Source organism: Janthinobacterium sp. GW456P (assembly GCF_002127655.1).
Lineage (GTDB): Bacteria > Pseudomonadota > Gammaproteobacteria > Burkholderiales > Burkholderiaceae_D > Janthinobacterium.
The window spans coordinates 83923-92777 of record NZ_NEHB01000028.1 but is presented as its reverse complement, the minus strand read 5'-3'; the positions used below and the strand labels follow the sequence as shown (position 1 = coordinate 92777).

General features: G+C 65.6%; 9 protein-coding genes. 3 read left to right on the top strand and 6 right to left on the bottom strand.

The features are described 5' to 3' along the window. Positions 1–232 (bottom strand): carbohydrate porin (locus CBW66_RS22240; protein WP_139841743.1); only part of this gene is annotated, 232 nt, incomplete at its 3' end. A gap of 344 nt (positions 233–576) precedes the next feature. On the opposite strand from CBW66_RS22240, the gene CBW66_RS22235 reads away from it, so the two are divergent. Next, positions 577–2490 carry a glucokinase gene (locus tag CBW66_RS22235; protein WP_086139911.1) on the top strand — a complete coding sequence of 638 codons (1914 nt, stop codon included), beginning with the start codon at positions 577–579 and terminating at the stop codon, positions 2488–2490. Further along, positions 2474–3541: a LacI family DNA-binding transcriptional regulator gene (locus tag CBW66_RS22230; RefSeq protein WP_086139910.1), complete on the top strand. Its 1068-nt coding sequence runs from the start codon at positions 2474–2476 to the stop codon at positions 3539–3541. The genes CBW66_RS22235 and CBW66_RS22230 overlap by 17 nt, the downstream gene beginning before the upstream one ends. 20 nt (positions 3542–3561) lie before the next feature. Here the strand turns inward: CBW66_RS22230 and CBW66_RS22225 are convergent, their stop codons facing one another. From CBW66_RS22225 to CBW66_RS22205, 5 genes are all read right to left on the bottom strand, one after another. Beyond that, a complete protein-coding gene (locus CBW66_RS22225; protein WP_086139909.1) occupies positions 3562–4029 on the bottom strand; it encodes a hemerythrin domain-containing protein in 468 nt (155 codons plus the stop codon). Between the two features lie 252 nt (positions 4030–4281). After that, the gene (locus CBW66_RS22220; RefSeq protein WP_086139908.1) at positions 4282–5214 is read right to left on the bottom strand and encodes a carbohydrate kinase; all 933 of its coding nucleotides are present in this window, start codon (positions 5212–5214) and stop codon (positions 4282–4284) included. Further along, complete coding sequence (locus tag CBW66_RS22215) at positions 5211–6425, bottom strand: AGE family epimerase/isomerase (RefSeq protein WP_086139907.1); 1215 nt, start codon at positions 6423–6425, stop codon at positions 5211–5213. The genes CBW66_RS22220 and CBW66_RS22215 overlap by 4 nt, the downstream gene beginning before the upstream one ends. 68 nt (positions 6426–6493) lie before the next feature. Further along, entirely contained in the window at positions 6494–7495 is a 1002-nt protein-coding gene (locus tag CBW66_RS22210) for a tetratricopeptide repeat protein (protein ID WP_170933011.1), read from the bottom strand. Beyond that, positions 7492–8313 (bottom strand): tetratricopeptide repeat protein, encoded by an 822-nt coding sequence (locus tag CBW66_RS22205; protein ID WP_170933010.1) that lies wholly within the window; start codon positions 8311–8313, stop codon positions 7492–7494. Before CBW66_RS22205 ends, CBW66_RS22210 begins: the two co-directional genes overlap by 4 nt. A gap of 151 nt (positions 8314–8464) precedes the next feature. Between CBW66_RS22205 and CBW66_RS22200 the strand changes: the two genes are divergently transcribed. After that, the gene (locus tag CBW66_RS22200) at positions 8465–8851 is read left to right on the top strand and encodes a DUF1090 domain-containing protein (protein ID WP_086142973.1); all 387 of its coding nucleotides are present in this window, start codon (positions 8465–8467) and stop codon (positions 8849–8851) included. Positions 8852–8855 lie beyond the last annotated feature (4 nt).

Genomic DNA, 8855 nt, shown 5'->3' with positions numbered 1-8855 from the left:
CGCACTCATTGCCCAGACGATATTTCATGGTATTGCCGCCCAGGCCGAAGCAGCCTTGCGAACCGCCGTCGCCCGAGGTATTGCTGCCGGCGCCGGCGCGCAGGTAGCCATGGAAGCCTTCGGTGTCGGATGGGTACATGGGGTCGGCGGCAGCGGAACCGCTGGCGATGGCCAGGACGATGGCAGCTGGCAGTGTCTTCAACACGGCCTTCAACATGTTGCGATGCAGCATGGTAAGTCTCCTCAGTAATTTGTTTTTATCTAGTCATTCGTGGCCGAATGTACTGGCCAGAATTCTTTCCAGCAGGGACATAGTAACTATACTACGAACAAATATCAACATATTATGTTGTAATCCTACGACTACTCTGCGACACTTTATTTGCGTACCGACAGGCGAGTTGACGGCCCTGTTTTTCCCGCTGGCGCCACCCCATCTGGCACGGTGGACAGGCATTTGCGCCGGCACGCCGCATTTTTCGGCACGCGGCACGTATACGAATTAAAATCCTTGGTTTTTGCCATAATGACAGTGCGCCGCCAAGACAGCGCACGCAGACGAGACTAGGCACCGCCATGAAAATTGATGAAAAAATGGAAGTAGCAGGCAGCGATCCGGCGGAGCGTTTCAGTGAAGGGCCGCGACTGCTGGCAGACATCGGCGGCACCAATGCCCGCTTCGTGCTGGAAACGCGCCAGGGCCACCTGGAAGCGGTCGCCGTGCTGCCCTGCGACGACTACGCTTCGCTGCTCGACGCCATCACCGCCTATATGGATAGCGGCGAGGCGCGCGCCGCCGGTTCGGCGCGCGTGCGCCATGCGGCCATCGCCATCGCCAATCCCATCGACGACGACAATATCCGCATGATGAACCATCACTGGTTCTTCTCGATCGAGGCCATGCGCGCCGCGCTGGGCCTCGACACCTTGCTGGTGGTAAACGACTTCACGGCGCTGGCCATGGCCCTGCCCTATCTGCGGCCCGACCAGCGCCAGCAGATCGGCGGCGGCATGGCGCGCGCCGACAGCGTCATCGGTTTGCTTGGGTCGGGCACGGGCCTGGGCGTGTCGGGCATGATCCCCGCCGAAGACCGCTGGATCGCGCTGGGCAGCGAAGGGGGCCACGTCAGCTTCGCCCCCTGCGACCAGCGCGAGATGGACGTGCTGTCCTTCGCCTGGCGCGAACTGTCGCACGTTTCGGCCGAACGCCTCGCCTCCGGGCGCGGGCTGGAACTGATCTACCGCGCCCTGTCCGACCGGGCTGGCCGGCATGACGTCCCGCCGCTGCTGGCGTTTGAAATCACCAGCCGCGCCCTGAACAATGAATGCGACGTGTGCATCGAAGCGGTCGACTGCTTCTGCGCCATCCTCGGCTCCATCGCCGGCAACGTGGCCATGACCCTGGGCGCGCTGGGCGGCATCTATATAGGCGGCGGCATCGTGCCGCGCCTGGGACCATTGTTCGAACGGTCGCAATTTCGCGCCCGCTTCGAGCAAAAAGGCCGGCTGAACGAATACCTGGCGCAGATCCCCACGTTTCTGATCACGGCCGAACTGCCTACTTTTCTGGGCATCGCCGCCATCCTCGCGCAAAAGCTCAAGCGGGCCCATACCGGCGCGCCCGTGCTCGAATCCGTGCGCCAGGCGCGCGGGCGCATGAGCCCGTCGGAATGCAAGGTGGCCGACTGGGTACTGAAGGAACCGAACGCCATGCTGACCCTGCCGATCGCCGAAATCGCCCAGCGGGTCGGCGTCAGCCAGCCGACCGTGATGCGCTTTTGCCGCTCGATCGGCGTGCAGGGCCTGGCCGATTTCAAGCTCAAGCTCGCTTCCGGCCTGACGGGCGGCGCCATCACGGTGGCCCACTGCCACGTGGAGATTTCGGACTCCGACGCGGAACTGGCGCGCAAGGTGCTGGGCAATAATGCCTCGGCCGCGCTGGCCCTGCGCGACATGCTCGACGTGAAGGCCCTGACGGCGGCCATCGAACTGCTGCGCGGCGCGCAGCGCGTGGAGCTGCTGGCCGTGGGCAGCGCCCGCGTGGTGGCCGACGACATGCAGCACAAGCTGCTCAACCTGGGCATCGTCAGCAGCTTCTTTGCCGACCCGCAGGCGCAGGAAATGAGCGCTGCCATGCTGAAACCGGGCGACGTCGCGCTGGTCATTTCCCGCTCGGGCGCCCTGCCCGACCTGCTGCGCACCGTCAAGGTGGCGCAGGGCTGCGGCGCGCGCGTGCTGGCGATCACGGCCAGCGGTTCGCCGCTGGCCAAGCTGGCCGACGTGCTGCTGACCCTGAACCACCCGGAAGGCAATCTCAATTTCGTGCCCATGATCGTGCGCCTGCTGCAGCTGATGATGCTCGATATCCTGTCGGTGGGCCTGGCGCGGCGCGACACGGCGCAGCGCACCAGCGCCGCCCAGCTGGAAGAAGGTCAATTGCACGGCATGCGCATCAGCGGCAAGCTGAAATTCGGTGGCCACCTCGAATAAGGCGGCGCCCGCCGCCCCAGCCCCGCTCGACAGCGCCAGCGGCGCCACCGTGCATGACGTGGCGCGCGTGGCCGGCGTATCGGCCATGACGGTATCGCGCGTCATCAACGGGCGCGCCAGCGTCAGCGCGGCCACGCGCGACAAGGTCGAGGCGGCGATCGCCAGCCTGCGCTACCAGCCCAACCTGGCGGCCCGTGCCGCCCGCACGGGTACCCTGCGCATCGGCCTCTTGTACAGCAACCCCAGCGCGGCCTTCCTCAGTGAATTTCTCGTCGGCGCCATGGACCAGTGCCGCCAGGGCGGCGGCCAGCTGCTGCTCGAACGCTGCGAAGACCTGGATAACCAGCGCGCCGGCATCGATTGCCTGGTGGCGGCCGGCGTGGACGGCATCCTGGTGCCGCCGCCCCTGTGCGATTCACCGGAAGTGCTGGCGCAGCTCAATACCATGGGCATCCCCGCCATCGCCGTGGCCACGGCGCGCCCCTCGCCAGGCGTCTCGGCCGTGCGCATCGACGACTACGAAGGCGCGCTGGCCATGACGCGCCATCTGCTCGCGCTGGGCCACAGCGACATCGGCTTCATCGAGGGCGACCCCGCGCACACGCCCGCCCTGCTGCGCCGCCAGGCATTCGAGGACGCCATGCGGGAAGCGGGCTTGCAGGTGCCGCCGCACAGGGTGGCGCAAGGCTATTTTACGTACCGCTCGGGGCTCGACGCGGCGCGCCAGCTGCTGGCGCACGAACCGCGCCCCAGCGCCATCTTCGCCAGCAACGACGACATGGCCGCCGCCACCCTGGCCGTGGCGCACGGCATGGGCTTGCAGGTGCCGGCGCAATTGAGCGTGTGCGGCTTCGACGACACGCCCGTCGCCACCACCGTCTGGCCCGAGCTGAGCACCATCCACCAGCCCATCGCCGACATGGCGCGCGCCGCCGTCAGTCTCGTCATCGACGAAATCCGCCAGCGCCGCGCGGGGGAAACAGCGCCCGCTACGCATCATCTGATGGCGTTCACCTTGATGGAACGGGCGTCGACGGGAGCAGCGCCCTAATCGCACGCCGCCAGGCAGACTCAGGCCTGCATCCCGGGCACTTGCATTTCCGCCTTGCGCGCCGCGATCTGGCCGCCCATGGCCAGCAGATCGAGTTGCGCCTCGCGTGCGCGCGGAAAAATATCGCCCTCTTCTTCCTGCACGTGGTGTTCGATCTGCTCGGACAAGACCTTGACCTTGGCGTCGTACAGGTCTTCGCCGGGCGCCATGGCGACGATTTGCGCGATCAGCTCCTTGGCAGCGGCATGTTCGACGGTTGCCTCGTCGATCAGGTCTTCATTCGCGCGGCTGGCACCGCGTACGGCAGGATAGAAAATTTCCTCTTCCGCCATCGCATGCTTGCTCAATTCCTCGCAGATTTTCAGCGCCAGCTTGCGTTTGCTGGCGAGCGACCTGTCGCTGAGGCCCTCATACTGTTCGAACAAGTCCTTCACCGTCTGATGATCTTGCGTCAGCAGCTCAATTGCATCCAGGTCCGTCGCATCCATGTCTTGCATGCCTGCCTGTTTTTGGGAAACGGAAGCTGCCTGATGTGATTGGGTGGCCATGATGTAGTCTCCAAGTGTGAGCACGAGGAGACATTGTAGGCAACGGCGCGGCACGCGCGTGTAGGACGGCTTCTTGCAAGAAAGTAGGTCATCGGGGAGGCTCGCCCCCCGCCTAGACGCACATCAAACCATCTCCGATCATTGTTGCCCTGCGCCACAGCGATGCGGCGCGCGTGGCACGCCGCGCCGGACTTAGCCCACGACGGTGCGCTGCGCCAGCGATTCCACCAGCTCCACCGAGGGTGGCGAGCCGCCGGCGGCCAGGCAGGCGCCCGCGCCAGCCGCGACGGCAAAGCGCAGGTGCTGGCCGCCGTCCGCATCGGGCCGGTACATCAGGCTGTACAGCAAGCCGCCGATGCTGGCGTCGCCCGCACCCACCGAGTCGACCACCTCGATGGCGGGCGGGGCCGCCTGCCATGTCTGCTCGCCCCGGTACAGCGCCGCGCCCTGCGAGCCGCGCGTATACAAATACGTGGCCTGCGGATTCCAGCCGCGCAGCACGGCAAACGCGCCATCGATGTCGTCGTGGCGGAACAGGCCCGCCAGGTCTTCGTCCGACACTTTCACCACGTCGGCCAGCTCCGTCATGCGGCGCAGGGTGGCATCGTAGCGTTCATCCATCATGACGCGGAAGTTCGGGTCATAGCTGATCTTCACGCCGGCCGCCTTGAGTTCCTGCGCCAGCGCCACCAGCTTGCCCGCCAGCGGTTCGCGCGCCAGGCTGATGCCGCCGAAATGTACCCATTGCGCGCCCTGCATCCAGCCGGCGGGCAGCTGCGCCGCGTCGAAATGCAGGTCGGCGCTGTCGTCGCCGATGAAATAATACGTGGGCGGATGCAGTTCATGCACGATGGCCAGCAGCGGCGACTTCGCGCGGCGCTGCAAAAAGCGCATGTCCAGGCCCGCCACGTCGGTCGATTGCGCCAGCGCGTCGCCGAAGACGTCGAGGCTGACGGCGCCCGCAAAGGCGCTGGGCACGCCCAGGCGCGCCATCACGCGCGCCACGTTCCAGGTCGAGCCGCCCACCTGGCTGCTCCAGGCGTCCGCGCCCGTGCGCAGCATGTCCGTCAGCGCCTCGCCGGCCGACACGAATTGTGGAAACTCGCGCGGGAAGGCGGCGCTCATGCGGCACCTTTGAGCACGTTCAGCACTTCATGGCAGGCGCCCATGGTGTGGTAATCGGTCTTGCCGGCCGGGCTTTTCTCGCTGCTGATCTTTTGGTTTTCCGGCGTCAGGATGCGGTACCAGGCGCCGTGCTCGTGGTCGACGAAGTGTTTCCAGCTGTAGTCCCATATCTTGTCGTAGCTGTGCCAGTAGGCGTCGTCGCCCGTGCGCGCGGCCAGCACGGCGGCGGCGGCGAAGCTTTCCGCCTGCACCCAGAAATATTTGTCGCCATCGCAGATCTCGTCTTGCGGGCCGAAGCCGTAATGGATGCCGCCATGCGCGCCATCCCAGGCCTTGGCCAGCGCCGTGTCGTACAGGGCGCGCGCGCGCGGCAGCAGCCAGTCGGACGGGCCGGCCATGAATTTTGAATGGCGCTCCATGATCAGGAGCAGCTTGGCCCATTCCGTAAAGTGGCCGGGCTGGTAGCCCCAGGGACGGAAGATATTGCTCTTGTCGTGCAGGTTGTAATCCCAGTCGATAGTCCAGTCGCTCTTGTAGTGTTCCCAGATCATGCCGTTGGCCAGACCCGCCTGGCGCACCGTGATATTGTGCGCCAGCGTTTCGGCGCGGTGCAGATAGCGCGCCTCGCCCGTCGCCTCGAACGCGGCCAGCATGGCTTCGCACGCATGCATATTGGCGTTCTGGCCCCGGTAGCCGTCCAGGATGGCCCAGTCGGCGCTGGCCACGTCCGCATACAGGCCGTGTTCGGGCAGCCAGAAGCGCTGCTCCATCAGTTCGAACGTCTCGTCCAGCCAGGCGCGCGCTTCCGTCACGCCGGCTTGCAAGGCATGCGCATACGCGAGCAGCACGAAGGCCAGGCCATAGCAGTGGTTGGCGCCGTCTTCCACCGTCTTGACGCCGTCTTTCCACGACAGTTGCCAGGCATAGCCGCCCGTGGCCGGGTCACGGTGCACGTCGCGCAAAAATGCCACGCCGTGGCGCAGGGCCGCCTGGTACTCGTCGCCGCCGAAACGGCGGTACGCCATGGCGTAATTGAAAATGAAGCGCGTGCTGCTGACCAGGTGGCGCGTGGCATGGTCGTACACGGTGCCGTCGTCGAGAAAGAAGTGATAAAAGCCGCCGCTCGGATCGACGGCGCGCGGGTGGTAGAAGCGCATGGTGTGCAGGATGTGCGCTTCGAGCATTTCCTGGGAGCGGAAATCGGGATTCATGGGTCTCTCATGATATTGTTATCGATAACAATAATGATAGCATGCCGTTTCCGCCCCGTCTCGTCCACTTACGGAGTCTTGGCCGGCTTGCGCTTTTCACGCCACAGCGCGGCCTTGGCCGGGTCGGCCGCCTGTCCCAGCTCGCCCTTATCGTACACCTTGACCACCCGTTCGATGGCTTCCGCGTCGCCCTGCTTCGCCGCCAGCAGGTACAACTCGAAGGGCGGGGGCGCCGGCCCTTGCCGCGTGGGACCGCCGCGGCCCTGTTCCAGCAGGCGCGCAAAACCCGTCTGGCCCGGCGGACTCTTGGCGATGGCCGCCAGCTCATACCAGCCCAGCGCCGCCTCGTCGCTCTGCGGCACGCCCTGCCCCACTTCATACGAGTACGCCACATTGTTCAAGCCCGGCGGATCGAGCGCCTTGGCCGCGCGCATGTACCAGCCGAACGCTTCCTTGCGCTGCGCCTCGTCCTTCGCCGTCATCATCAGGCGGTAGCCGATCTCGTTGTAGGCGGGGATGAAGCCGTTTTCGGCATAGTATTTGAGCCAGCGCAGCGCGTGCGCCTGTTCTGCCGCGCTGCTGTGGATGTTTTCAAAGTGCTGGGCCACCATGAAGTTGGCCAGTTCCACACCTTGCGCGGCGCCCTTGCGCGACCAGTATTCGCCCAGCTTGCGGTCAATTTCCATGCCCTGTCCCAAGGTATAGGCCACGCCCAGAAAAGCCTGCGCCGGACCATAGCCGCCTTCGGCCGATCGCTTCATCCACGCCAGGCCGGCATCAAGGTCGCGCGGCGTGCCCTCGCCCTCGTGCAGCATCTGCGCCAGCTCCAGCTGGGCGGCCGCATCGCCCCCTTTGGCGGCGCGGCGCGTCTTGTCGAAGGCGGCGACCTTGTCCGGCGACAGGTCGGCCGGGCGGTCGATCACGGCCTGCACCCGCGCGCGCATGTCGTCGAGGCCCTTGGTGTCGAATTCGGCCAGCGCCGGATGCTGGCGCGGTTCCTTGGAGGACGCGGGCTGCGCCAGCACGGGCTGGGCCAGCGCCAGGGTCAATAACAATACGATGGTCTTCATTTCTTCTCGCTTTCCGCCAGCTTGGCGCGCCATTCGGCGGCGTCTTCGTCATTCGCCGCCTGTCCCAGTTCCCCCTTCACATACACGTCAATCATGCGGCGCATGGCGGGCACGTCGCCGCTCCATGCCGCCCGCTCGTACCAGACCAGGGCCAGCTTGTCCGACGGTGCCACACCCAGGCCCAGCTCATGCGCGCGTGCCAGATTGCGCATGCCGGCCGGGTCCTTTTCACGCGCCGACCGGTAAAACCAGTGGAAAGCCTCGCCGCGCTCCTGCTCGTCGGTGGCTGCGCGCATCAGGTGTTCGCCCAACGCGTTATAGGCAGGGACAAAATGCTCTTCGTTCGCCGCTTTCTGCAACCATCTGATGGCCAGCGCCTGTTCTTCGGCAGGGCTGTCGCCATCGATGAATTCCAGCGCCAGGATCGTTTGCGCCAGCGCATCACCTTGCGCCACGCCCTTGCGCAGCCAGTACTCGCCCTGCACGCGATCGATGGGCACCTTGCCGCCCACCGTATAGGCCAGCCCCAACGCAGATTGCGCCGGCGCATAGCCGGCTTCGGCCGACTTGCGTATCCACGCCATCGATAGCGCCGTGTCCTGCGGCGCGCCGACGCCCAGCTGCAGCATGCGCGCCAGTTCCAGCTGCGCCTCGGCATCGCCGCCTTCGGCGAGCGCGCGCGCGTGCGCGAACTCCGCCTTCGCCTGCTCCGAGGGCGGCGCTTCGGCCCGCGCGCGGATGGCCATCAGCTGCAGATCGAGCAAGGTGGGCGAGGTTTGCGCCAGTACAGGCAGCGGCAATAGTAAAGGGATCAGCAAGAGTAATTTCCTGGTCATGCGGCGGTATCGAAAAGAAGAAAACACGCATGGTAGCCGATGCCATGCGGGACAGGCGCGCACGACAGGCGAAGTTTGACAGGGCACGCAGGCGGGCTTACATTGCACGGGCCACCACTGACACAGGAATGCCATGAACCTTCTATCGAAAACCGCCTTGCCCCTGCTGCTCGCCGCCTCCGTGGGCGCCAGCGCCGCAGACACCCAGTTGGCCGGCTGCGCCGCGAAGCGCGAAAACATCCGCAGCGAATTGCGCCAGGCACAAGAGCAGGGCCTGTCCGACAAGGTCGCGGGCCTGACGCGCGCGCTCGACGAAGTCAATGCCCACTGCAGCGACAACGCGCTGGTCGAACGCCATAACAAGAAGGTGCTGAAGGCGCAGGCAAAAGTAAACCAGACGGAGCGTTCGCTGCGCCTGGCCCAGGAAGCGAACAAGCAACCGAAGAGAATCGCCAAGCTGGAAGGCAAGCTGGAAAAAGCCAGGGCCGAGTTGGCGGCCCTGCAGGCGCAACAGCCCTGACCAG